The following is a 25,049-nucleotide window of genomic DNA, read 5'->3' on the forward strand; positions in this document are numbered from 1 at the left end:
TCTATACAACTATATTCTAAGGCATTTATCCTCATTTTGAGGAAATTTTTTAAATAAAGAAAATTATTTTCTAAATTTTTCCATTCTTAATTCCCTTGATTTATCAAAGGAAATCAATTAAAAAAAGATATAATTAATAGGTAAAGGAGGCAATTATGCAATTACAACACTTATCAAAAAAGAGATTAATTTTAATAGATTTAGACGGTACAACTTTAATGTCTAATGGTGAAGAAATTCATCCAATTACAAAAAAAGCATTAATTAATGCAACAAAAAATGACCATAAGGTTTGTATAATAACAGGAAGGCCTCATAGAGCAAGTATTCGTTTTTTTAATGAACTAGGATTAACTACCCTTTTAACAAATTTTGATGGAGCTCATATTCATGACCCAGTATCAATGAAATTTAAAAGAATTGTTTTTCCTATTAGTGAAGATGTTGTTAAAGAAATAATGTTACACCCTATTATTAAATCAAGTACTTCAAACATACTAATTGAGTCATATAATAAAGCAATGGTAAAAGAAAAGAATGAATTTATTGAAAACTTTTTTCATCTAGACGATGTTGATGACGATGAATATAAAATTATTGACCCATATAAACATTGAGAGGGTTCTGCTACAAACGTTGTTTTATTTATAGATACTGAAGATAATAAAGATAATGTTTTAAGAGTATTAGAAAAATTTAAAAACACAATAAAAATTCAATCTGGTAATGTCTATGGTAATTTAAGTAAATCATCAAAGTTAATGGTTACTCTAACAAACAAAATTGTAAATAAAGGTTTTGTTGCCGATATTCTAGCACAATACTATAATAAAGATATTAGAGATGTCATTGCTTTTGGAGATCAAATGAATGACTATGAAATGGTTCAAAAAGTAGGTTATGGTGTGGCTATGAAAAACGGAAATACGGCTTTAAAAAATATTGCAGCGGGAATTACTAATCTTACAAACGATGAAGGTGGGCTTGGTGAATATCTTGAAAAACTTTTAAGAGGAATGGAAGTTTAAAAAAACTGGTTATCCAGTTTTTTATTTTGTAATTTTTTCTAATTCTTTTATAAGATTATTAATTTCTTCTATTAAAGGTTTATATGTATTCTCATTTAAAAAATCAACACCAACTTCTTTTAAAATTTCTAATGGTGGTTTTGAACCCCCTAATTTTAAGAAATCAGTTATTATTTCACTATTACCATTTTTAAAATCCTTGTATAATTTAAAACTAGCAACTAAATCAAGTGCATATTTATATACATAAAATGGTGATTGAAAAAAGTGAGATATATAGGGTCAAGAATAATTTGGTTCATCTTTATCATCAAATTGATCATAACCAAATTCATTTTGTTTTTGTAAAAATAAATCCTTTAAACTCTCTGTTGTAATTGGTTTTCCATCTTCAATTAATTTATGAGCACTATATTCAAAATCTGCAAACTGAATTTGTCTATAAAATGTCGAGATTAAATCAAAAATTCTTTGTTGAAGTAAGTATTTTTTTTCTTCAATATCTTTTGCTGAAGAAAATAAGTAATCAAATAATAAATGCTCATTAAAAGTTGAAGCAACCTCAGCTAATATTATTGGATAATTATTTAATGGATATTTTTGAAACTGATCTGCAAATAAGGTATGAACAGAATGACCAACTTCATGAACTAAAGTACTAATTGACCCCAATTTATAATCTCAATTCATTAATATTATTGGTTCAACACCATTACCCCCTGAGGAATATGCCCCATCGGATTTATTCTCATCTTCATAATAATCTATTAAAGAATCTTTTAAAGCAATATTTAATTTACTTTGATAATCATTTCCTAAAACTTTTAAGCAATTTATTACAATTTCTTTTGCCTCATCAACACTAAATTCCCTTTTATAGTCCTTTGATATTTTTAATAGTCTATCTGTCGAGTAGAACTTATCAAAATTATATATACTTTTAATTAATTTATTATATTTTTTAAAGCAATTGATTGTGCTCTTTCCAACTTTAATTAAATTCAAATATATTTCTTCACTAACTTGGTCATCAAATAAATTCATTTCCAAAATAGAATTATAACTTCTAACATTTTTATCTTCATTTTGTACTTGAATAATTGCTTCATAGATTTTTGCAAAACTATGCTTTCTTGAAGAGTAATTTTTAAAATATAAATCATTAGCTTCTCTTCTTTTTTCTTGATCTTTGATTGGATCAGAATTTTCCATTATTTCTTTATACAAAGATAAGCTCAATTCTAGTTGTTTACCATTTCATTCAATTACTGAGTTTTGTTTATCAGCATAGGATAAAGAATCATATAGATTACCAACAGCATTTCTACTTCTTGAAACTTTACTCATTAATTCTTCATCTGTTTTTGATAATATAAATTTGGAAGATTTAAAAAAGGTTTTAAAATAATAATTATATTCCTCTTTATTTTCTTCATTAAGTCATTGAAGAATTTTTAATTCTCCTATTTCTTTTAATTCATTTAATACAAAGGCTTTTTTAATATTTAAATCTTGATAAAAATTATCCAACAAAGCGCTTACATGTTGATTTTCATTATTAGTTTGATCGATATCAATTAAATGAGAATATTGATTTAATTTAGATAAAATTAAATCAATATCTTTTTCAAAACCTAAATACTCTAAAAAATAAGTTTTGTTTTCTAATTTTCCTTTTAAATTAAAAATTTTATCAGATAGTAATTTAGCTCTATCTAAGTCTATCTTTCAATTATCAAAATTTTTATATAAATGGGAAAAATCTCATTTATATTTTTCATTTGCTTCTTTTCTTTTCATATTTTTATTATATAGAATAAAAAGCAAAACTTATATTTCATATTTGATAATATTTTTTTAATAAATAAAAAACAGAGAAATTAATTTATTCTCTGTTTTTTACTTCTTATTTCTTTAGTAATTCAAACATTGTTTTTAACATCGGTGCTCTACCACGTTTATTTGCATCTGCTGTTGCAGCTATATCCAAGTGAATATATTCTTTTCCCTCAGCAAAAGAATCTAAAAAGGCTGCAGCTGTTGATGAACCTGCTTCTCTACCTGGTTCTGAATTTGCTAAATCTGCTATTTTTGAACATTGCATTGCTTTTAAGTGATCACCAATTACAGGTTGTCTTCAAATTGGTTCTTGACTTTTTTTAGAAGCATTTTCAAATTCAGTATGGAATTCATCAAATTTTGAAAAAGTTCCAGTAAATCATCTTCCTAATGCAATTGCAATAGCTCCAGTTAAAGTTGCCACAGTAATTGCTCTATCAGCTTTTGCTTGTCTTACTGCATAAGTAATTCCATCAGCTAATACTAATCTACCTTCTGCATCGGTATTAGTTATCTCAACTGTTTTACCATTCATTGATTTTATTACTGATTCAGTTAAAGTTGCTTTTCCACCAATTCTGTTATCTGTTAGTAATCCAATAGATACAACATTACATTTTGCTTTTGCTTTTGCAAGTGCCATAACAGTTGAAGAAACAATTGCTGCTCCTGACATATCAAATTTCATATTATCTAAAAAGTTTGAAGGTTTTAAATTATATCCCCCTGTATCAAAAGTAATTCCTTTACCAACTAAAGCTGTTTTCTTTTGCGAAGAGTCTGAATTATATTCCAATACAACTACTCTTGGATCTATACTACTTCCAGCATTAACTGAAAGTAATAAACCCATTCCCATTGATTCGATTTGCTTTTTGTCATAAACTGTTACTTTTATTTCTTTTATTTCTTTTGCTTTTGCAGCTATTCTATTTGCAATTTCTACTGAAGTACCAACATTTGGAGGTAAGTCTTGTAAATCTCTTGCAAAATTTAAGTATTCCATTTTAATTGCTGAAGTTTCATAAATTGCATTAAATTTTTTATCAAATAAGAAATTTATTGATTTTGGTTCTGCTTGTTTTTCTTTCATTTCAAATTCTTTGTGTGCAGCAAACATAATTGTTTCTACAACTTTTTGAAAAGCAGCTTCTTCACTTTTAAATTTTGATGCAAATGACTCTACATTAACATTTAAGTCATATTTATTTGATTTAATAATTGCTTCTAATGAATCTCCCAATTCTCTAAGACAAGGCTTGTCATTTAAAAAATAATATAAAGTTTTGTCTTCACTAATTAATGAAGTAACTCCATTTTCTTTTACAACTAACTCATTTAATTTATCTTTTGAGTTAACTGCCTTTAAAGTTAATGTAAATTCTTTTTTGTTGCTTGTTATCATTTTAATTCTCCTTTTTAATTTACAAGATTATAATAACATCTTTAACACTACTTTATTACAAAGGTTTCCTTACATTTTTTATTAGTACATTTTCCATAAATTACTAATTTTAATTTTTCAATATTTTTTTCATAATTTAAAAAACTTTTAACCATACCATGACCTTTTGGGCATTTCATTTTTCTATTAACCAATTTAGTATTCAGAGAATAAAACTTTGATTTTGTTGAATAAATATAATAAGTTTCTTTAATCAATCTCTCATTTTGATCATCTATTTGATCTAATATTAAAAAACTAATATCTTCAATATCATTTACCTTAGTTCTAAGTTTAGAATAAAATCTTTCTTTACTAGTTTTAAATCCATTAACATGTTGTTTAAATCTACTAATTATATTTCTAGATTCACCAACATAACAAAAATTTAATTTATTATTTACTATTGAATACATAAGATAAGTTCCTGAAACTTTGTATTTAGTTTGATTTAATTCCAAAGTATTAAAATTTGATCTAGTCATTAATAAATTATTAATAAAGTGCAGTAAATAATTTTCTGATAAAGGCTTATATTTTAAATCTCTAGAATTTTTAATATTAGTTATCATTTTAAATTGTTCTTTTAAGTCCATAAAAATCACCCTTAAATATTATTATAAATTAAAAAAATTCCCCTTAGGGAAAGTTTTATTATTAATTAAATTATTGAACGATTGAAACAACTGTTCCAGCACCAATAGTTCTTCCACCCTCACGGATTGAGAATTTTGTACCTTGTTCAACAGCAATTGGTTTAATTAATTCAATAACTAATTCAACGTTATCTCCAGGCATAACCATGTCTGTTCCACTTGGTAAGTGAACTTCTCCAGTAACGTCTGTAGTTCTAAAGTAGAATTGTGGACGGTATTTGTTAAAGAATGGTTTGTGTCTTCCACCTTCTTCTTGTGTTAAAGCATAAACTGATGCATTTAATTTTGTATGTGGTTTAATTGTTCCTGGTTTTGCAAGAACTTGTCCACGTTCAATATTATCTCTATCAACACCTCTTAATAGTGCTCCAACATTATCTCCAGCTTCAGCAAAGTCTAGTAATTTTCTAAACATTTCTAATCCTGTAACAACAACTTTTTTACTATCTTCTACTAATCCAACAATTTCGATTTCGTCGTTAACTTTAACAACTCCTCTTTCAACTCTTCCAGTTGCAACTGTTCCACGTCCTGTAATTGTAAATACATCTTCTACAGGCATTAAGAAAGTTTTTTCTTTATCACGAGTTGGTGTTGGAATATATGCATCAACAGCATCCATTAATTCTTCAACTTTAGCAACTCATTTTGCATCACCATTTAATGCTCCTAAAGCTGATCCACGAATAACTGGTGCTCCATCTCCATCAAAGTCGTATGCAGATAATAAATCTCTAACTTCCATTTCAACTAAATCAATTAATTCTTCGTCATCTACCATATCACATTTATTTAAGAATACTGCAATAGCTGGTACTCCAACTTGTCTTGATAATAAGATATGTTCTCTTGTTTGAGGCATTGGTCCGTCAGTTGCAGCAACAACAAGGATTCCACCATCCATTTGTGCAGCTCCTGTAATCATGTTTTTAACATAATCGGCGTGACCAGGACAGTCAACGTGAGCGTAGTGTCTTTTTTCTGTTTTATATTCAACGTGAGAAGTATTAATTGTAATACCTCTTTCTCTTTCTTCTGGTGCATTATCAATATTTGCGTAATCTTTGAATTCTGCTCCACCTTTTGCTGCTAATACTTTTGTGATTGCAGCTGTTAATGTAGTTTTACCGTGGTCAACGTGTCCGATTGTTCCAATGTTAACGTGAGGTAAACTACGGTCAAATGCTTCTTTTGCCATGTTTTTTCATTCCTTCCATTTGGTTCTAATTTATATTTATTGTGACCAAGTGTCCTAATAATTATAAATACATTTTGTTTAAAGTACAATACTTTTTTTATTTGATAATAAGGTACTATTTACCTTGTTTTTTAATAATTTCTTCAGCAATGTTTTTTGGTGCTTCATTATAATGACTGAAAATCATTGTATAATTTCCACGCCCTTGTGTAAATGAACGCAATTCAGTTGCATAACCAAACATTTCTGAAAGAGGAACTTTTGATTTAATTGTTTGTGCATTTCCTCTTTGTTCTGAACCTTCAATTAATCCACGTTTTGATGAAATGTTACCCATAACATCTCCGTAATATTCATCTGGTACAGTAACTTCAACTGACATAATTGGTTCTAAAAGAACTGGATTAACTTTTTTCGCAGCCTCTTTTAATGCTAATGATGCAGCAATTTTATATGCCATCTCATTTGAATCGACATCATGATATGATCCATCAACTATTGTTGCCTTTACATCTATCATTGGGAATCCAGCAATAACCCCATTTTGTAACGCATTTTCTAGTCCCACTCTTGCAGCATTGATATATTCTTTTGAGATTTTACCCCCAACAATTTTATCAATTCATTCAAACCCTTTGTCATGATTTGGTTCAAACTCAATCACAACGTGACCATATTGCCCACGTCCTCCTGATTGTTTAACATATTTACCTTCAACTTTTGCTGAACCTTTAATTGTTTCACGATATGAAACTTGAGGTGCTCCAACGTTTGTTTCAACTTTGAATTCTCTTTTCAAACGATCAACAATAATATCAAGGTGTAATTCACCCATTCCAGCAATAATTGTTTGTCCAGTTTCTTCATCAGTAAAAGTTCTAAAAGTTGGATCTTCTTCTGACAATTTATTTAATGATAATCCTAATTTTTCTTGATCAGCTTTAGTTTTTGGTTCCAATGCTAAGTGAATAACTGGTTCTGGGAATATCATTGATTCTAAGATAATCTCATTTTTTTCATCTGTTAATGTATCTCCAGTTGTTGTATCTTTCAATCCAACAGCTGCAGCAATATCTCCAGCATAAACTTCATCAATTTCTTCACGATTATTTGCATGCATTTTTAATAAACGTCCTACACGCTCTTTTTTATCTTTAGTTGCGTTTAATACATAACTACCTTTTGTTAAAACCCCTGAGTAAACTCTAAAGAATGTTAACTTTCCAACAAATGGATCAGTCATAATTTTAAAAGCTAACGCAGCAAATGGTTGGTCATCTGCAGCTTTTCTTTCAGCTTCTGTTCCATTTGGTAAGATTCCCTTAATTGAAGGAACATCTAATGGTGATGGTAAGTAATCAACAACAGCATCTAATAATAATTTAACACCTTTGTTTTTAAATGCTGATCCAGCTAATACTGGGAAAAATTCAGCAGATATTACTCCTTTACGAATTGCTGATTTTAATTCTGGAATTGTAATTTCTCCACCATCCAAAAATTTAACCATCAAGTCTTCATCATATTCAACAGCCATTTCAACTAATTGTGCTCTTAGTTGAACTGCACTATCTTTTAAATCAGCTGGTATTTCAATTTCTTTAGCAATTTCTTCAGCTGCTCCATCAAAACCTCAAGCTTTCATTTCAACTAAATCAATAATTCCACTGAATTGATCTTCTGCTCCAATTGGTAATTGAATTGGTGCAGCTTTTGCTCCCAATCTATCTCCAATTGTTTTTACTGAGTATAAAAAATCAGCTCCAGTTTTATCCATTTTGTTAACAAAAACAACTCTTGGTACTTTGTATGTTGTTGCTTGTCTTCAAACAGTTTCAGTTTGTGGTTCAACACCACTTTGACCGTCTAAAACAGCTACAGCTCCATCAAGAACTCTTAATGATCTTTCAACTTCAACTGTGAAGTCAACGTGACCAGGAGTATCAATGATATTAAATCTGTGATCTGCTCAAAATGCTGTTGTTGCAGCAGATGTAATTGTAATACCACGTTCTTGTTCCTGAGCCATTCAATCCATTTGTGATTCACCTTCGTGAGTTTCACCAATTTTATGAATTCTACCTGTATGGAATAAAATACGTTCTGTAGTTGTAGTCTTACCAGCATCAATATGAGCCATAATACCAAAGTTACGAATCATATTTAAACTATATTCTCTTGGCATATTCTTTTCTCCTTATTTTCTATTATCAACGATAATGTGCAAATGCTTTATTAGCTTCAGCCATTTTGTGAGTATCTTCACGTTTTTTAACTGATCCACCTACACCATTTGATGCATCAATAATTTCATTTGCTAATCTATCAATCATTTCTTTTTCATTTCTTAATCTTGAATAATTAATTAATCATCTTAAAGCTAAAGTAACTTTTCTTTCTGTTGAAACTTCAACAGGAACTTGATAGTTTGCTCCACCAATACGACGAACCTTTAATTCTAAATGTGGTTTAATATTTTCAATTGCTTTATCAAAAACTTCGATTGGAGTAGTTCCAGTCTTTTCTTTTATTTTTTCAAAAGCCTTGTATAAAATGTGTTGAGCTGTTCCTCTTTTACCATCTAACATAATTTTGTTAACTGCTCTACTTACTAGTTTTGAGTTATAAATTGGATCTGGTAATACGTCTCTCTTTTCTGCTTGATGTTTACGCATGTTATAATCTCCTTTCTCTTTTATTTATAAAATGTGAATTACACTCTACTATTTTTTCTCTTTAGGTCTTTTTGTTCCATATAAAGAACGAGATTGCATTCTTCCGTTAACTCCAGTTGTATCTAAAGTACCACGAATTATATGATAACGAACCCCAGGTAAGTCTTTTACCCTTCCCCCACGAATAAGCACAACACTATGTTCTTGTAAGTTGTGTCCTTCTCCTGGAATATAAGCTGTTACCTCCATACCGTTAGTCAATCTAACCCTTGCATACTTACGTAAAGCTGAGTTAGGTTTTTTAGGAGTCATAGTTGCAACCCTTGTACAAACACCTCTTTTTTGTGGTGCTGAAACTCTAGTAACTTTTTTTAATAAAGTATTAACTCCTCTGTTTAAAGCAGGAGCTTTAGTTTTTCATGTTTTTGCTTTTCTTGGTTTTCTAACTAATTGATTAATTGTTGCCATTTAAGGTTCCTCCTTTCCACAATACCGAGTGTATTGTAATCACACAATCTATATTATATATTAAAAAAGAACTAATTCTTACATTTTTAACTCTTTTTTTATTTTTTTTAAAAATTAAAATAAATTAATATTTGGCATTATATTATCAAATACTTTTTGATTCATCATTCCTTCTTGCAATGGATAAATTAAAACAAGCTCTAATAAATAAATCATTAAATAATAGGCATTCATATAATCCATAAAAATTTCAATTCTTTTTGTTGATAATTGATCTTCTTGAATCATAGATAATCTCTTATATGTATTTGTATAATTTTGATTAAATTCTAAAATGTTTTCCATTAATTTTGAAAATGCAGATTGAGCATCTAGTTCTGAAACTATTTTTAAAAAATCATTCATTGGTTTAAAAGTATTATTTGAATCTTCTTGTAAATTTAGCTTTGAGTATTTTTCAAGCAATTCATTTGTTTTAACTCCAAAAGCTTGAACAGCTGTTGCTACTATAATATCAATTCCTCTTGAATCAGTAACAATTTCCTTTTCTAATTTTTCTTTTTCTAAATTAACATCAATTGAAATTAAAACAATAATAGAATTTTGAAAAATAGACATTAAATGATTTAGAATAATTAGCTTATCTGAATTATTATCTAAGGCTTTTCAATCACCAAAAGTTTTATCAAATTCTTTACCAAATAATTCAACTTCTTCTCTTGTATTAATTTGACTATTTTTATTTAAAAAATCTTCTATATTATTTGGTATTTTAAACTCTTTAGAAATGTTTTGCTTTAAATTTTGATAGACACTGTTAACTCTTTTAATAATAATTTTTTCATAATTAATAGGTTTAATTGCTTTCATAAAAGTCCTTTTCTATATTTATATCTAAGATAATCATACTACATTTGATATTATTAATAATAAGGAGAATACAATAATGATATGAGGAGAATCAAATTCAAGAGACTTTTTAGATTGAGCTGATTTTTGTAGAAATAATGTTATTAAACAAAAGGGAATTAGTTCAACAAGTGGTCCAAACTTTGCAAATGATAAAAGTTCAGCAAGTTATATTTCAGTTAAAAATACATTGATAAATCTTATTGCAAATAATAAAAGCATTAGTGTCCAACAACTTTATAATATTTTACCTACAGAACTTTTAGTTAATCCTACAATTAAAAATGTATTGTTACAGTTATATCTTGAAGACAATTTAAAAATTCAAGGTCAGCAAAAAAATAATGATGAGCGTGAATCAAACTTCATTTTAGTTTTTGTTAAAAAACCTGCTCCTAAAGTAGCAGTTAAAGTTGAAAGAAGACAATCTAATATTGAAGAATTAATTGATAATAATTGACAAGCAACAGGAAGAAAACTAGACTTTGAAAAAATTGAACGCGAAGATAAAAGTAAATTAAATATAAATTTAAAAAGAACAAATCCTACTCCAACTAATAAAGCTGCTGATAAGCCCAATATTGATGTTAGAGATCATTTAAAACAAAAAGAAATACCAAAGGATATAGTAAAAGCAGAACCAAAAAAAGAAATACCAGAACCAAAAAATTCAAATATAACTTATATTCAAATACCAAAAGCAGAACCAAAAATTGAAAAAGAAGAAGTTGCACCAGCTGTAAAAGTGAATCTTGAATATAGACCGATGCCAAAGAAAAAGGAAGTTATTATTGAAGATAATGTATTTAATGGTTTATCAGCTTTTGACTTATATTATTTAGAAAGTTTTTTAAGTGATGCTGCAATTAAAGAAAAAGACAAACAACATGAAATCAAAATTACAAGAGATATTTTAAAAGTGAGAGGTAATATAAAATATTCTCAAGAAAAGCAAACTTCAACAATTAAGGTAATTTTTAGTTTTATTGGATGTTTAACAATAATTGGTATTCCAATTGTAATCGCTTCAAACTCTAATAAAATTAGAAAAAAAGCTAGAAAAATATATAAAGAAAATTTAAAAAATAGAAGTTATGAAAATTTAAAAAGTGACTTAAAAACACAAAATCCAAGAATTATTGAATTTTAAAAAAAGAACCCTTAAGGGTTCTTTTTTACATTTCTTGTTTTTTATAACTACTTTTTAATATTTTTGCTTCACTTTTAATATTTTTTAATTCTCTTTTTTTAATTTTTATTTCCAATTTTGCTTGTTTCATAGTTTCTTTACATTTTTCAATTTCAGTTTCTTTGTCTTCTTTTTCAACTTTAAACGCTGCTAATTTTTCTTTTAATGCTTCTTTTGTCATTTTTATTTTCTCCTTATAGAATTAATCTACTAATAGTTATAATCATAGTTTAAAAATAAACTATTGTCAAATTAATAAAATATAAGTGTTTAGAATTTGAAGTAAATACTGATAATTATCACTTAAAAGTTTAAAAATAATTTAATATGACTTTTAATAAATTCCATCTAAAAAAGTTAAAGCTTCTAGTGCATTATTAATGTCACTAATGACTTTTTTAGCAAAACCCTTTATTATTTTTGAAGTTGAAAAACTTGCTTCTTTATCAAATATACAAATTTCTGTTCATATATTATTTTTACTAACATACTGATGTCCTACTATAAAGTCAGTTACTATGGCAATCCCGCTTAGATTTTTTGTATTTTTCATAGTTAAATTATCAATATATTTTGGTCTAAGAAATTTAGGGCCTCTTAAATCTGTATTTGATACATTAATATTATATTTCTCATTAAATTGCATTGATTCTGTATTGTAATTATCCTTTTTTGATTTTCCTGGAAGAATAACTATTCCATTATAAGATGTGTCAAATTTCTTATTTTCAACTCTAAGAATAGTTGTTGCAACAAAATTATGAACATAAATAGTTTTAGTACCATTTTTTGTTTTTCTCTTTTTTTCTTCTACAGTTCTAACAGTTTGATTAAATTGATAATTTACTAACTTATCTTCAAAAGAAAAGTTCAAACAATTTCGCTTTTCATTTGCTCTAAAAAAAGTATAATTTGCTAAAAAACTTCATGGGCTTCCATAATATTTTTTAAAAAGTGAATTAATATAAGTTCTTTCTAAATTTATAAATTTCACTTTTTTAATAAATGGATTTGCTATTTCTTTTACTAAAGCCTCAAAAGATTCATTATAAATATCTTGTCATTCTATTTGGTTTATATAATCAAAAACTGATTTTCTAATTCGCTTTGATTTAGAAAAAAATTTCACTCCTAAAATAACTGCAATTAAATCAATAGCTGATAAAATTAGAAAAACTATTAACCCCATTTCAAATTCTATATTTGAAAATAACAAAATAATTAATCCAAACCCTACAATTGCAATCAAACATAAAATAATACCGATTGTAAAATATTTTTTTCTTTTGTTAAGAAGAGAATCTAACTTACTTTTATCCAAATGTTTTTCAATAAAGCCTTCAATAGTTTCTTCTAAGTAATTTAGTTCTTGCATTACTTATTAAAATCCAATTTTAACATCAGCTCTATCTTCTTCTGTAATTTCAAAGAAATATTTAATTTTTGCCTTTATTGATGAACCTGCGACATTTAATGGTCACACTTGAATACTTTGATTAAAAGTACTTACATTGCTATTATAAATTCTTCTTGAAGCTGCTATATCTTCTTCAATTTCATTAATTGATCTAGACATTGATTGGAATAATTCAGTTGATTTTAAATTTGGGTAATTTTCAACTTGTATCATAATACTTCTTGATACTTGATCAAGAATTTTATTATTTTCCATCATTGTTTTTGCTCCACCACCCATTCTCATATTTGTAACTTGTTCTAAAGTGCTTTTCTCAAAATTAATACTTCCTTTTACAGTATCCATTAATTTGATTAAAGTATCTCTTCTTCTTTTTAACTGAACATCAATACCAGATTCTGCTTCTAATACTTTTGTATCCATTTTTTTCAACTTATTTACATTACCAATGTGAATAAATAAGGGAATAATCAATATAAATGTTAAATATCAAAAAAACTTCCCAAAAGCTGAAACTTTTGGTGAAGTATCTGCATCCCTATTTAAATCTTGTTTCTTATTTGGTGCTATCATATCTTTTCTCTTTCCTTTTGTACATAAATGTACTTATTTTCATTTTATCACTTTTAGATATTTTTTTAATAAGTATTTTTGAGTTATGAATTACTTATGAAAAAAAGAGAATATGTGCTGTAAATTAATAAATTCCATCTAAAAAGGTTAAAGCCTCTAATGCAAAATTAATATCCTTTAAGACTTTAATTGCAAATACTTTTAAAATTTTCTCTCTAGAAAGTTTTCTAGTTTTATAAAATATACAAATTTCTTGTTTAGGTTCCATTGAAGTAACATATTCATGGCCTATTATAATATCTGAAGAGAAAAAAATACCACTTAAATTTTGAGTATCTTTTTTAGTTAAATTATCAATATATTTAGGCCTAAGTACTTTAGGACCCCTTAAATCTGTATTTGATACATTAATGCCATATTTCTCATTGAATTGCATTGACTCTGTTTTATAGTTATTTTCACTTGATTTTCCTGGGAAAATAAGTATTCCATTATAAGATTGATCAAATTTCTTATTTTCAACTTTAAGAATACTAGTTGCAACAAAATGATAAACATAAGTAACCCTAGTACCATTTTTTGTTTGTCTTACTCTTTGCTCTACTGTTCTAATAGTTTGATTAAATTGATAATTTACTAGCTTATCTTCAAAAGAAAAATTCAAGCAATTTCTCTTTTGATTTGTTTTATAAAATATATAACTAGATAATCAACTTCTTGGACTTCCACGATAATCTTTAAGTGGAGCCTTATTATAATTTCTCTCTAAATTAAGAAACTTTACTTTTTTCAGAAAAGGAGTTTCAAATTGTTTAATATATTTATCAAAACTTTTTATGTAAATATCTTCTCATTCTATTTGGTTTATATAATTAAAGGCATCAATTCTTTGATAGCTTGATTTAACTAAATATGTTATTGCTAATACAAATAAAGTAATATCAAAAACTCAAAAAAAGCCAATAATAGAAAGGAAAATTAATGATTGATTAATTGCACAAAGAAAAATAGTAATTGGAAAAGCTATAAATAAAAGTATTCATGAAACAATACTTATTATAAAATTTCTTTTTCTTATTTTAAGAAGTGAGTCTAGTTTTTGTTTATCTAAATGTTCCTCAATAAAGCTTATTGCATTTTCTAATAAAGTTTTTTCTTCCATTATTTATTAAAATCCTATTTTAACGTCTGCTCTATCTTCCTCTGTAATTTCAAAAAAATATTTAATTTTTGCCTTTATTGATGAACCTGCCACATTTAATGGTCACACTTGAATACTTTGATTAAAAGTACTTACATTGCTATTATAAATTCTTCTTGAAGCTGCTATATCTTCTTCAATTTCATTAATTGATCTAGACATTGATTGGAATAATTCAGTTGATTTTATATCTGGGTATTTTTCAACTTGCAACATAATATTTCTTGATACTTGATCAAGAACTTTATTATTTTCCATCATTGTTTTTGCTCCTCCACCCATTCTCATATTTGTAACTTGTTCTAAAGTGCTTTTCTCAAAGTTAATACTTCCTTTTACAGTATCCATTAATTTGATTAAAGTATCTCTTCTTCTTTTTAATTGAACATCAATACCAGATTCTGATTCTAATACTTTTGTATCCATTTTTTTCAACTTATTTACATTACCAATATGAATGAATAAAGGAATAATCAATATAAATGTTAAATATCAAAAGAATTTTCCAAAAGCTGAAACTTTTGGAGAGGTATCTGCATTTTTGTTTAAGTCTTGTCTTTTATTTGGTGCTATCATATCTAATACTTCTCCTTTTTTTATTATGTAATTAATAAAATTCTATCATTATTAATTGTTATTTACATTATTTTTATATTTTTAATAGAAGAGATTATTCTTGTCTGTTCTTTTTTTGAAATTGGTACATACTCCATAAAAACTCTATCTTCTCTTGGATTCAAAATAAAACAATTCTCTACAATTTTTTTTGAAGCATTTTCAAAAATTTTTTTATATAAAAATAATTGAGCATTATACTTATCAACAAAATTTGACCTACTTGTTTTTATATCCATTATGTAGTAAGTATCTTTGGATTTTAAAATTATATCGATAGTTCCAAGATAGTTACAATCATATCCTAAATATAAGTAAGTTCTTTCTGAATAAATTTGATCAATATTATATTTATATATAAAAGAGTTCAATTCAGTAATTATTCTTTTTGCTATATTTATGTGATTTGTATTTTTACAATCTAATATATTTAAGTTTAATTTAAAATCATTTCTTTCTTTAATAGATTGTGAAATCATATTATGAACACATATACCTTGTTTTATTGAGTTTTCAACTATTTCTTTCTTTACAAATTTATTATGTAAATATGGGTAATTGTGCTCTAGTATAACACTTACAAAAGGCAAATTGATTTTATTATCTTCTACTATGAAGTTTTTTAAATTAATCGGTACCTCTATATCATTTTTAATTACATAATTGTAATTTTCATCTCTTAAAACTATATCTGTTAAATCGTATATCATTTTAGTTCTCCTATCTATACAATAACAAAAAAATAATGGCTAACCATTATTTTTATTAGATTCATATCTTGTAGTTAATGAGTTAAGAACATTTCTTGGGCTATGGTTTTTTAACTCATTTACAACTTTTGAAATAGATTCTAATTGATAAGTCATATTTGTAAAATCGTGTATCATAGTATCTTTTACAATTCTATTATCTAAACTCTCTAATAAATTTTCGAGTCTAATAATTCTTTTTTCAATAGAACTTATTTTTTGTTTTTCAAATTCAATCATCTTTGAATTGCAGCTCTCAGCTAAATTTTGTTGTTCAATAATTAATTGTCTTTTAATTTCTTCAATTTGATCTTTATGACTATAATTTTTTAATAACTCCAAATCATCATTTTGCTTTGATTTATCTTTAATAAGAACTAACTTGTCATTATAATTATTTTCAACTTTTGGAGCAATTTCTTCATATGTTTCAATTACAGTTTCCTTTTTAAATTCATCTTCATTTAATAAAATATCATTTTTAATTTCTGATTTTTCAACTTTTAAATCTTCTAAATTATCCATCTCTTTTTGTTCTTGTTCTTTTTCCTCATTAATAAATTCCAAAGTCATTTTTGGTGGTAAAGTAACATAAGTCTTTGAAGAGCTATCAAGATTATTTGAATGATTTTCATTATTTTCTATAACTTCCATATTAATATCTGAAGGCTTAAAATTAAAGTCAGAATATATTAAATCTATATTAGTATTCATATTTTCAGAATCACTTAATTGATTAATATCAACATTAACAGCTCTTGCAAGTTTTTCAGTAAAACTTGCATCTCCTAAAATGTTTGATTTTAAAGTTATCTCTTCTTTATTTTCATCATTAATTGCTTTCATTTCCTCAGAATTAATTTTATTAAAATCTAATTCTGTAGACGTTTTTGAAGGTAGATTAATCTCAATAAGTTCTTCTATAGACATGTTTACTGCTTTTTCTCTTTGATCTCCATCAAAATTTTGGTTGAATTCACTGAATTCTAATTTTGGAAGATCTATCATATCTAAATCTTCTTGCTTTTTAATTTCTTTTGAATTATTAAAAGTATCAAAATCGCTATTGTTATTATCAATTAACTCTTTATTATCTATATTTTTAACTTCATTCAAAATAGCTTGTTCGCTTATTTTAGACTCTTCAAAATTAAAATCATTATATATAGAGTCACTAGTTGTACTAATTGGAGACTCTATTTCTTTAAGTTCTTCAAAAGACATATTAACAGCCTTTGCTTTTTGCTCTTCAACAAAATTTTTATCCAAAACACTTTCATTTAAATTATTTTGATTTTTCTCTACAATATTTTCTTTAAATATCATTGCAGTTTGTGGATAGTTATCTTCAACTAATTTATTTAAATCTAAATGTAATACTTGGAAATCATTTGGTATTTTTAATTTTCTACCAAGTTTATTTAATCGCATTACATTAAAATTAAATTTACTAACAACTTCAGCTTTTTTGTTTTCTTCAAGAGAATAAAAAGTATTTTGAATTTCTAATCTTTTGATTTCTAATTTTGTTTTATACTCTTTTCATTTAAAATAATATTTTTTATTTTTTTCATTTCTAAAAAAATTATCTAATTGAGTTTCATTTAAAATAGGCAACGCAGAATTATCATTTCTTTTGTTTTGGTCGTTTTCTTTTTGAGAATCCTTTTTTTGGTTTCTCAATTCCACGTTGCCAATTAACTTTCCCTCTTTAGTTACCTCTTTTTCGAATTTTTTTTCTTCTCGGTAAATTGATATCAAGTTTCTTTCCTCAGCATAATTATTTAATGCCACTGAGTCAAATAATACAATTTCTAATAATATTAATGTTGCAAGAATTATCATTGAAACAATAAAGAATATTAATTGTCCTGTTAATAATACTATTATACAAATAGTTAATAAAACTATTTTAACAAATGGTTTTGAAAGTCTTTGGTGCTTTCTTAATCTAACAAATTCGGTAATTGATAATGTCATTAATAAAATTGCAAATGCTATTGATATAGAAATTCAGATTATAACTGGTATCTCGTTAAATTCTGGTTTTCCAACATTTGAAAAATTAGCTTTTCCTCCTGAACCAAATATTGATTCAAATAGTGGTTCTGTAAAAATTTTTAAAACATTTTTGATAATTTCTGGTGGGTTTGGTGATGTAATTAACATTATAATGGCAAACGCTGCAAATGCTATTAAAGCTACAGATGCTACTAATGTTAATGACCACGCAAATATAATAAATATAGCGAACATGATTTTTCCTCCTAATTTTTTAATTTATTTCAGCTTCCAGGAACTGAAATATTTTTTGTATCTCTTTGTTGATTAATTTTATTGTTAACTGTATCTTCAATATTAATTGGTCTTCTATTTAATAAGTTCAAATTCTCATCAATTTCTTTATTAGGCCTTTGTTGTATCTCAATACCCTCTTCTCTTTTTAAAAATGGATTTTGAAAACCACTTCTTCCCTCAGATGGAGTAATACTTCTATCAATAACTATTTCCTTTTTTGAAAGAATTGACGGATTAAATCCGTTAGGAATTTTTCTTTTGATTATTTCTTGTTCTTCAAGTTTTTTTCTTTCTAATATTTCACTTCTTTGCTTTTCAATAAATTTATCAATATTAATTCTTAAACTTGAATCAATTCCAGGATCATAGTCCTCCTCAGAATTTATATCTTCTATTTCACTACTTAATTTTTTATAAATTTTATTTGAAAGTTCTTCTTTAAAGAAATGATCTATGTTTCCTGTATTTTGATTTTCCTCTTTTTTAATTTTTGTAAAATTTTGTTGATTGTCATATAATTTATTTTTTTCTAAATTTTCTGCTATATTATTTTTATTTACATATAATTCTTCATAAAGAGTTAAATCATCTAAAATAATATAATCAAAGTTTTCAGCTATTTCATCAATTCTACTAATATCAATAACTTTTGAATCAACATTCATTCTACAAGATAAGCCTGGTATTTTTACTAAAGATTTAGATATAAATTCATTAATTAATAAAATCTTATTTAAATCAACTTCATCTGCATTAGTTATTACTATATTCATTTTTTCATTAAAATTATAAGAATCTAATAAATTGATAAATTCATTAATGAACATTTTTTCTGGGTCATTTGTTATATTTAAGTCTTCTAAAATGTCATCAATTTCAGAGGTAGTTTTGCCCCAATCTGTGGCAGCTAATAGAACAGATGTTCTTTCTCATAAGGTTTTTTTATCTTCTAAACTAATTTTTTCAGGTAAATTATTGATAAATTTTTTTAAAAAGAATAAACAAGGTGACGAATAAATTACAACTTGTTTTAAGTTAATGTAAATCAAATTATCATTATTCATGTCATTTAATAATTCAGGATGATTTACCATTAATGTATTTTTTGAAAATAATTCCTTTTTATTTTTCAAAGTAACATATTGATCTTTTGAGATTATCTTATTGTTAGCTATTTTTATTTTTTCAACTTTAATTTCTTGATTTTCTATATTTGAATTTATTATCGAGTCATTTTCACTTTCAAATATCTCATTTAACTTATGTATTTTTTGACTATTATCAACACTTTCTTGTTGAATAATATTTTCTTTACTTTTATTGTAAACTTGTGGTTCAAATAGAATGTCTTGTCTTTTAAACTCAATTTTAGGAGATGAATAATTTACAAAATGCTTTTCTTCAAAATCTTCAAATTCTTCAAAATTATTTTCAAAACCATTTTTTATTTTATTTCTATTATATAAGGAAGTCTCGTCTTCTTGATCAAATTCATAATATTCATTATCATTATTATATGTTTGGTAGGTATTAATTTTTGAAGGATTTTTAATATGCGATTCAGAGTTTTGATATTGATTTATAAAACCCATTTGTGTTTCGAGTCTTGCTAATCTTTCCTGCTCTTTTTTGTCTTCTAGACGTTTTCTTTCATCTTCCTCGCGTTGCTTTTTCATCCTTTCAAACGGATTTAAGTACATATTAGATACCTCCTAATGATAATTTTATTATACCATAATTTTTAAAATTTTTATGTCATTTTATTGCAATGTAATAAATAGTTTGATATGATATATACATTTTTTTATTATTATTTTTAAAAAAATAAAAAGAAGAAGTTTTCATTAAGCTAATAAATTTAATCTAGAAACTCCATCTTTTTCTTTATTTAATTTTATAAATATATTATAGCATAATTTAAGCCTCAGTCCCCTATGATCTATTCATAAAACTATGTTAATAATTAAAAAATCCTTTATAAGGATCCTTTGATTATATTTTTTTCTGCAACTTTTTATATTTTATAAAAAGAATTGTATAAATAGTTGATAAGAAACTAAGACTTATTATTGTTTGAGATATATATTTTAAACCACTCATTCAAGGTTCTGAAATTTGATTATTTTTATCAAATGGAAATCCATATGTCTCTTTTAAATAGCTATATTTTAAAGCAATTGGACTAATTTCAAAAGTACCATTATTTCATAAATTAGTTATTCTTTGTGCTTCATGACTAGAATATGTAATTGCAACTAAAACAGATAATATTTCAACTAATAAAATAATAAATTGAAAAGTGAATGTTGATTTTGAAGTATTTCAATTTTTAACATAAGCTGTAATAAAAATAAAAATGCTTGCCATTAAAAATCCCGAAATAATAATTGGTAAAAACTTAATAGCAAAATAAGAATTTTCTAAATTAATTTCTTCTATAGAAATACCATTATAAGAAACTGATTTATATAGATCTTTAACAATAAAAGTTCAATTAAGCATTGAATTCATTTTTGTACTAAAAATACTCATATTAACAATATATGCTAATGGTGGTAAAAAAACTAAAGCTGTAGCAATTATTAATCAAAATGAAATATTTTTACTATTATTTAATGAGAATTTTTTTACTAGCGCATTAAATTTAGACCCCTGACTTTCCTTAAAGTTATAACCAGTTATTTTTAATTTATTAGATTGAGGGCCTTTAAATCAGATAGTGAAAGAAAAAATTACAGCAATTATTTTAATAACTGCTAATCATCATGTAATACTATCAGATGCTCATTTATACTTATTGCCACTATTTTTAATTGACATATTATAAAATACTTCTTGCATTTTTTTTACAGATTCTGATTCAAAAATTGTATTATCTTTTTGAGATAAAAAATCAAATAGATTATAAAATTTTGAATATGAATACTCCGATATTGCTTCAAAAACTATAGACAGAACTGCAAATATTGCTATAACCATGATATATAGAACTTTATAATAATTTGAAAATTTGCTCTTTAAAAATAAATTTAAAAATCCAATAGAAAGAAAACCAACAAGTAAAAAGGACATTGAAATTCACATTAAAACTTCAATTTCAAATTTATTAACAAATAAGTTTTTGCCAAAATTTTCTTTAACTACATCTAAATTATTTAAGTAATATTTAAGAGAATAATTAATATTTATAATAACAAGAAATGTTACAGCTTGAATAGATAAAATTAAAAATAGCAATAAAAATTTAAACATTAATTTATTACTAACTTTAAAATTGTCTATTTTAAATTTATCAGTATTACTTTTCATAAATCTCCTTAGAAGTAATTACAAAATATCTTCAATTATTTGAATAATCCTTTTTGAAATCTATATTATATTTTACTATCATTCCTGAAAAAATATTTCTCAATTGTTCTTTTTGTTCAAAACCAAATTCACAAATAATTAATAGATTTTTATTTAACTGAAATAGAAAATCAAGTCTTTTTGCTAAAATTTTATAAAAATATAATCCTTCTTCCTTTGCAAAAAGAGCCAGATGTGGTTCAAACTTTTTTACATTATTTTCAATATTTAAATCTAAAGAATTGATATATGGAGGATTAATTGTAATATAATCTGGAACAATATTAATTTGATCGAAAATATTTAGAAAATCAGATACAAAAGTTTTAGCTTTTATTTTATATTTTTTTAAATTTAAATTTGCAACTTCAATTGCTTTTGGTGAAATATCACTCATATATAAATTAAGCTTTGGTTGCAAATTTTTTAATGTAATACCTATACAACCACTACCACAACAAATATCAAATAGATTTTTATTATTAAGATCATATTTCATAATTTCTTCAACAATACATTCTGTTTCTTGTCGGGGGATTAAAACATCTTCATTAACATAAAAATCATATTTATAAAAATACTTGTTGTTTAATATATATGCAAGTGGCATATTTGTTTTTAAAAAAATATCAACTATTTGAAAAAACAAATCCAATTCTTTTTCTGATAAATAAATATCATTTAAAAAGTTGAAATCAGAATTATGTGTTATATAAATTATTATTTCATTAAATTCATTTGATGTAAAAACTAAAGGAACATACTTTTGTTTTAATTTAGTTAAGTTCATAACTAACCTTGTATATGTTGAGTAATCATATTTTTTTGTTCATCATTAATTAATTCAACAATGATTTCATCTAAATTACCTTCCATAACTTGATCTAACTTATTTAAAGTTAAATTTACTCTATGATCAGTAACTCTGTTTTGAGCATAATTATAAGTTCTTATTTTTTCACTTCTAGCTCCAGTCCCTACAGCATTTTTTCTCATACTAGCAGCTTCACTTTGTTGTTTTTCAAGTTCTGCTTCATAAATTCTTGCTCTTAATAAAGTCATTGCTTTATCTTTATTATCATGTTGACTTCTTCCATCTTGTGAAGCTGCAACTATTCCAGTTGGAATATGCGTAATTCTAACAGCAGAATCTGTTGTATTAATATGTTGCCCACCTGCTCCAGATGCTCTGTAAGTATCAATTCTTAAATCTACTGCCTTAATTTCAACTTCAACATCACTAACTTCAGGGAGAACAGCAACTGTTGCTGTTGAAGTTTGTATTCTACCTTTTGATTCTGTTTTGGGAACCCTTTGAACTCTATGACTTCCAGATTCAAATTTCATTTTTGAATATACTTTATCTCCCTTTAACATAAATGAAATTTGACTAAATCCACCTACAGCTGATTCGTTTGCATCAATAACATCTATTTTCCAATTATTTTTTTCAGCATACTTTGTATATAGTCTAAATAAGTCCCCTGCAAAAATATTTGCTTCATCTCCACCAGCAGCTCCTCTAATTTCAAAAATAACATTTTTGTCATCATTAGGGTCTTTAGGTAATAACAATAATTCTAAATCCTTTTCAATAATTTCAATTGCAGCTTGCTCTTCTTCTAACTGAAGTTTTGCAAGAGTTCTCATTTCCTCTTCTTTTTCTGTCTCCAAAATTAATTTTGCTTCTTCAATATCTTTATTAACTTTTTTATATTCTTGATATTTTTGAACAATTTCATCTAAGGTTGCTCTTTCTTTATTTAATTCTGTTAGAAGTTTAATATCTTTTAAAGTTTCTTCCTTTTGAATTGTTTCATCAATTGAATTAACTCTATTTTCCATTACATCTAAAGCTTCTAAAGTTTTTTTATTCATCATGTTCTCCTATTCTGGCCTAATGTAACAATGTCTACATCTTGCCTCATACTTTTCATTTGCAGAAATAACAATTATTGGTTCATTTGCTTTTGCAGGCTTACCATCAATGATTCTTTGAGTTCTATTTGCATTACCCCCACAAGAGTGACATATTGCACTTAGTTTATCAACATATTCAGCTTCAACTAATAATCTATCAACATTTTTAAACGGATTATTTTTGAAATCTTTGTCTAAACCATTAACAATAGTAATTATGCCTTGATCTGCAATTTTAGATATTACATCTACAATTTTTGTATCTAAAAATTGAACTTCATCAATACCTATTATATCAATTTTTTGCTTAGCATTTTGCTCTATAAAAATTTTATAAAGTTCTTCACTATCTTTAACAGGAATAGATTCAATTCTCATTCCTGAGTGTGAAAAAATATCATCTTTTGAATATCTTGTATCAATTAATGGTTTGAAAACTAAAACATTTTGTTGAGCATGTTTATATCTTTTTAATCTTCTAATAAACTCTTCTGTTTTACCAGAAAACATGCACCCTGTTATTAATTCAACTCAACCTCTTTTACTATTTAAATTCATTCTATAATTCATAACATTTAATTTCCCTTCGACTTAATTAAATTAGATAAATCTTCAATTAATTTATCTAATTGTTTTCAGCTATCAAGTTTAGCACCTGAAGCTAATTTATGACCTCCACCATTGTAATTTTTAGCAACTGAATTTATATCAAAGTCTCTACTTCTAATTGAAACTTTTACTTTTTTATTATCTGGTGTTTGATATGCCATTAATCAGATTTTTATTTCTTCAATTCCCGCTAAAACACTTAAAGCACTTTTTATTTCTTCTTCTCCAAGTTTAAGTTTTTTGAAAAATTTTTCTTCAACTTTTATTAAAGCAATTGAATTATTATTTAAAAAACTAGCATTTGCAAAAGCTTCATGATGTCATTTTGCTAATTCAAATTTTTTTAAAAATAAGTCGGAATAGATATCTGTAATTTTAATTCCGGTTTCTGAAAGAATCTTTGCACTTTGAAAAGTATCTCCATTTGTTTTATCAAAAAGAAATCTTCCAGAGTCAGTTATTAATCCATAATATAAAAAAGTTGCAGCTCTTTGAGAAATACTTAATTTACTTTTATGAGCTCATAAAGTTAAAACCTGGGTGCAAGCAATTGCACTTGAATCAACAAGTTTATTATGACCAAAATCATCAGTTTCTAAATGGTGATCAATTTTAAATATTTCTTTGACAATATCTTTAAATATAAAATCTACTCTTTCAAAATTTGCAACATCAACTGTTATTAAAATAGATTGGTTAATTATCTCTTCACTTAATATATCTTCGTCATCTTCTCTTAAACTTAAATTTAGTTTTTCACCTACTACATAAACATTTTTATTTTTAAAATTATCTAAGATAATTTCTCTAAGCCCATATGCACTTCCCTGAGTATCTCAATCAGGAGAAACATGTTTAGCAATTATTATATTTTTATATGCTTTTATTTTTTTAATTAAAATATTTTTCATTT

The 25,049-nt window shown here is 25.6% G+C and carries 23 protein-coding genes; 2 read left to right on the forward strand and 21 right to left on the reverse strand.

Annotated features, from left to right (window positions below):
- The first annotated feature begins 155 nt into the window (after window positions 1–155).
- Window positions 156–1,028: an HAD-IIB family hydrolase gene (locus SCANT_RS04905; protein ID WP_053946603.1), complete on the forward strand. Its 873-nt coding sequence runs from the start codon at window positions 156–158 to the stop codon at window positions 1,026–1,028.
- A 21-nt stretch (window positions 1,029–1,049) separates the two neighbouring features.
- Here the strand turns inward: SCANT_RS04905 and pepF are convergent, their stop codons facing one another.
- The 8 genes from pepF to SCANT_RS04945 form a co-directional block, all read right to left on the reverse strand.
- Window positions 1,050–2,828: an oligoendopeptidase F gene (pepF, locus tag SCANT_RS04910; protein ID WP_053946685.1), complete on the reverse strand. Its 1,779-nt coding sequence runs from the start codon at window positions 2,826–2,828 to the stop codon at window positions 1,050–1,052.
- A gap of 106 nt (window positions 2,829–2,934) precedes the next feature.
- Window positions 2,935–4,272, reverse strand: a complete 1,338-nt coding sequence (locus SCANT_RS04915; RefSeq protein WP_053946604.1) for a M17 family metallopeptidase — start codon at window positions 4,270–4,272, stop codon at window positions 2,935–2,937.
- A 47-nt stretch (window positions 4,273–4,319) separates the two neighbouring features.
- Window positions 4,320–4,907 (reverse strand): GIY-YIG nuclease family protein, encoded by a 588-nt coding sequence (locus SCANT_RS04920; protein WP_053946605.1) that lies wholly within the window; start codon window positions 4,905–4,907, stop codon window positions 4,320–4,322.
- Window positions 4,908–4,977: 70 nt separating this feature from the next.
- The gene (gene tuf, locus SCANT_RS04925; protein ID WP_053946606.1) at window positions 4,978–6,165 is read right to left on the reverse strand and encodes an elongation factor Tu; all 1,188 of its coding nucleotides are present in this window, start codon (window positions 6,163–6,165) and stop codon (window positions 4,978–4,980) included.
- Between the two features lie 115 nt (window positions 6,166–6,280).
- A complete protein-coding gene (gene fusA, locus SCANT_RS04930) occupies window positions 6,281–8,350 on the reverse strand; it encodes an elongation factor G (RefSeq protein ID WP_053946607.1) in 2,070 nt (689 codons plus the stop codon).
- Between the two features lie 22 nt (window positions 8,351–8,372).
- Complete coding sequence (gene rpsG / locus SCANT_RS04935) at window positions 8,373–8,840, reverse strand: 30S ribosomal protein S7 (RefSeq protein ID WP_053946608.1); 468 nt, start codon at window positions 8,838–8,840, stop codon at window positions 8,373–8,375.
- Between the two features lie 48 nt (window positions 8,841–8,888).
- Window positions 8,889–9,308: a 30S ribosomal protein S12 gene (gene rpsL / locus SCANT_RS04940; RefSeq protein ID WP_020836733.1), complete on the reverse strand. Its 420-nt coding sequence runs from the start codon at window positions 9,306–9,308 to the stop codon at window positions 8,889–8,891.
- A gap of 114 nt (window positions 9,309–9,422) precedes the next feature.
- A complete protein-coding gene (locus SCANT_RS04945; RefSeq protein ID WP_053946609.1) occupies window positions 9,423–10,178 on the reverse strand; it encodes a hypothetical protein in 756 nt (251 codons plus the stop codon).
- Between the two features lie 76 nt (window positions 10,179–10,254).
- Here SCANT_RS04945 and SCANT_RS04950 point away from each other — a divergent pair, with 76 nt between their 5' ends.
- Window positions 10,255–11,367 (forward strand): hypothetical protein, encoded by a 1,113-nt coding sequence (locus tag SCANT_RS04950; RefSeq protein ID WP_053946610.1) that lies wholly within the window; start codon window positions 10,255–10,257, stop codon window positions 11,365–11,367.
- A gap of 25 nt (window positions 11,368–11,392) precedes the next feature.
- Here the strand turns inward: SCANT_RS04950 and SCANT_RS04955 are convergent, their stop codons facing one another.
- The 13 genes from SCANT_RS04955 to SCANT_RS05015 form a co-directional block, all read right to left on the reverse strand.
- Entirely contained in the window at window positions 11,393–11,587 is a 195-nt protein-coding gene (locus tag SCANT_RS04955; protein ID WP_053946611.1) for a hypothetical protein, read from the reverse strand.
- A 153-nt stretch (window positions 11,588–11,740) separates the two neighbouring features.
- Window positions 11,741–12,781: a glycosyltransferase family protein gene (locus SCANT_RS04960; RefSeq protein ID WP_053946612.1), complete on the reverse strand. Its 1,041-nt coding sequence runs from the start codon at window positions 12,779–12,781 to the stop codon at window positions 11,741–11,743.
- 6 nt (window positions 12,782–12,787) lie between these two features.
- Window positions 12,788–13,396 (reverse strand): LemA family protein, encoded by a 609-nt coding sequence (locus SCANT_RS04965; RefSeq protein ID WP_053946613.1) that lies wholly within the window; start codon window positions 13,394–13,396, stop codon window positions 12,788–12,790.
- A gap of 124 nt (window positions 13,397–13,520) precedes the next feature.
- Complete coding sequence (locus tag SCANT_RS04970) at window positions 13,521–14,558, reverse strand: hypothetical protein (protein ID WP_053946614.1); 1,038 nt, start codon at window positions 14,556–14,558, stop codon at window positions 13,521–13,523.
- 6 nt (window positions 14,559–14,564) lie between these two features.
- On the reverse strand, window positions 14,565–15,173 hold the full coding sequence (locus SCANT_RS04975; RefSeq protein WP_053946615.1) for a LemA family protein: 609 nt from the start codon (window positions 15,171–15,173) through the stop codon (window positions 14,565–14,567).
- A gap of 62 nt (window positions 15,174–15,235) precedes the next feature.
- Entirely contained in the window at window positions 15,236–15,922 is a 687-nt protein-coding gene (locus SCANT_RS04980; RefSeq protein ID WP_053946616.1) for a hypothetical protein, read from the reverse strand.
- 39 nt (window positions 15,923–15,961) lie between these two features.
- Window positions 15,962–18,217 (reverse strand): hypothetical protein, encoded by a 2,256-nt coding sequence (locus SCANT_RS04985; RefSeq protein WP_053946617.1) that lies wholly within the window; start codon window positions 18,215–18,217, stop codon window positions 15,962–15,964.
- Between the two features lie 11 nt (window positions 18,218–18,228).
- On the reverse strand, window positions 18,229–19,959 hold the full coding sequence (locus SCANT_RS04990) for a hypothetical protein (protein WP_053946618.1): 1,731 nt from the start codon (window positions 19,957–19,959) through the stop codon (window positions 18,229–18,231).
- A gap of 292 nt (window positions 19,960–20,251) precedes the next feature.
- The gene (locus SCANT_RS04995; RefSeq protein WP_053946619.1) at window positions 20,252–21,568 is read right to left on the reverse strand and encodes a hypothetical protein; all 1,317 of its coding nucleotides are present in this window, start codon (window positions 21,566–21,568) and stop codon (window positions 20,252–20,254) included.
- The gene (gene prmC / locus SCANT_RS05000; protein ID WP_053946620.1) at window positions 21,558–22,397 is read right to left on the reverse strand and encodes a peptide chain release factor N(5)-glutamine methyltransferase; all 840 of its coding nucleotides are present in this window, start codon (window positions 22,395–22,397) and stop codon (window positions 21,558–21,560) included. Before prmC ends, SCANT_RS04995 begins: the two co-directional genes overlap by 11 nt.
- A 2-nt stretch (window positions 22,398–22,399) precedes the next feature.
- Window positions 22,400–23,485, reverse strand: coding sequence for a peptide chain release factor 1 (gene prfA / locus SCANT_RS05005; RefSeq protein WP_053946621.1), 1,086 nt, complete (start codon window positions 23,483–23,485; stop codon window positions 22,400–22,402).
- Between the two features lie 9 nt (window positions 23,486–23,494).
- Window positions 23,495–24,097 (reverse strand): thymidine kinase, encoded by a 603-nt coding sequence (locus SCANT_RS05010; protein ID WP_053946622.1) that lies wholly within the window; start codon window positions 24,095–24,097, stop codon window positions 23,495–23,497.
- A 5-nt stretch (window positions 24,098–24,102) separates the two neighbouring features.
- Complete coding sequence (locus tag SCANT_RS05015) at window positions 24,103–25,047, reverse strand: DHH family phosphoesterase (RefSeq protein WP_053946623.1); 945 nt, start codon at window positions 25,045–25,047, stop codon at window positions 24,103–24,105.
- Window positions 25,048–25,049 lie beyond the last annotated feature (2 nt).

Origin of the sequence: Spiroplasma cantharicola, assembly GCF_001281045.1 — a bacterium.
GTDB lineage: Bacteria > Bacillota_I > Bacilli_A > Mycoplasmatales > Mycoplasmataceae > Spiroplasma_A > Spiroplasma_A cantharicola.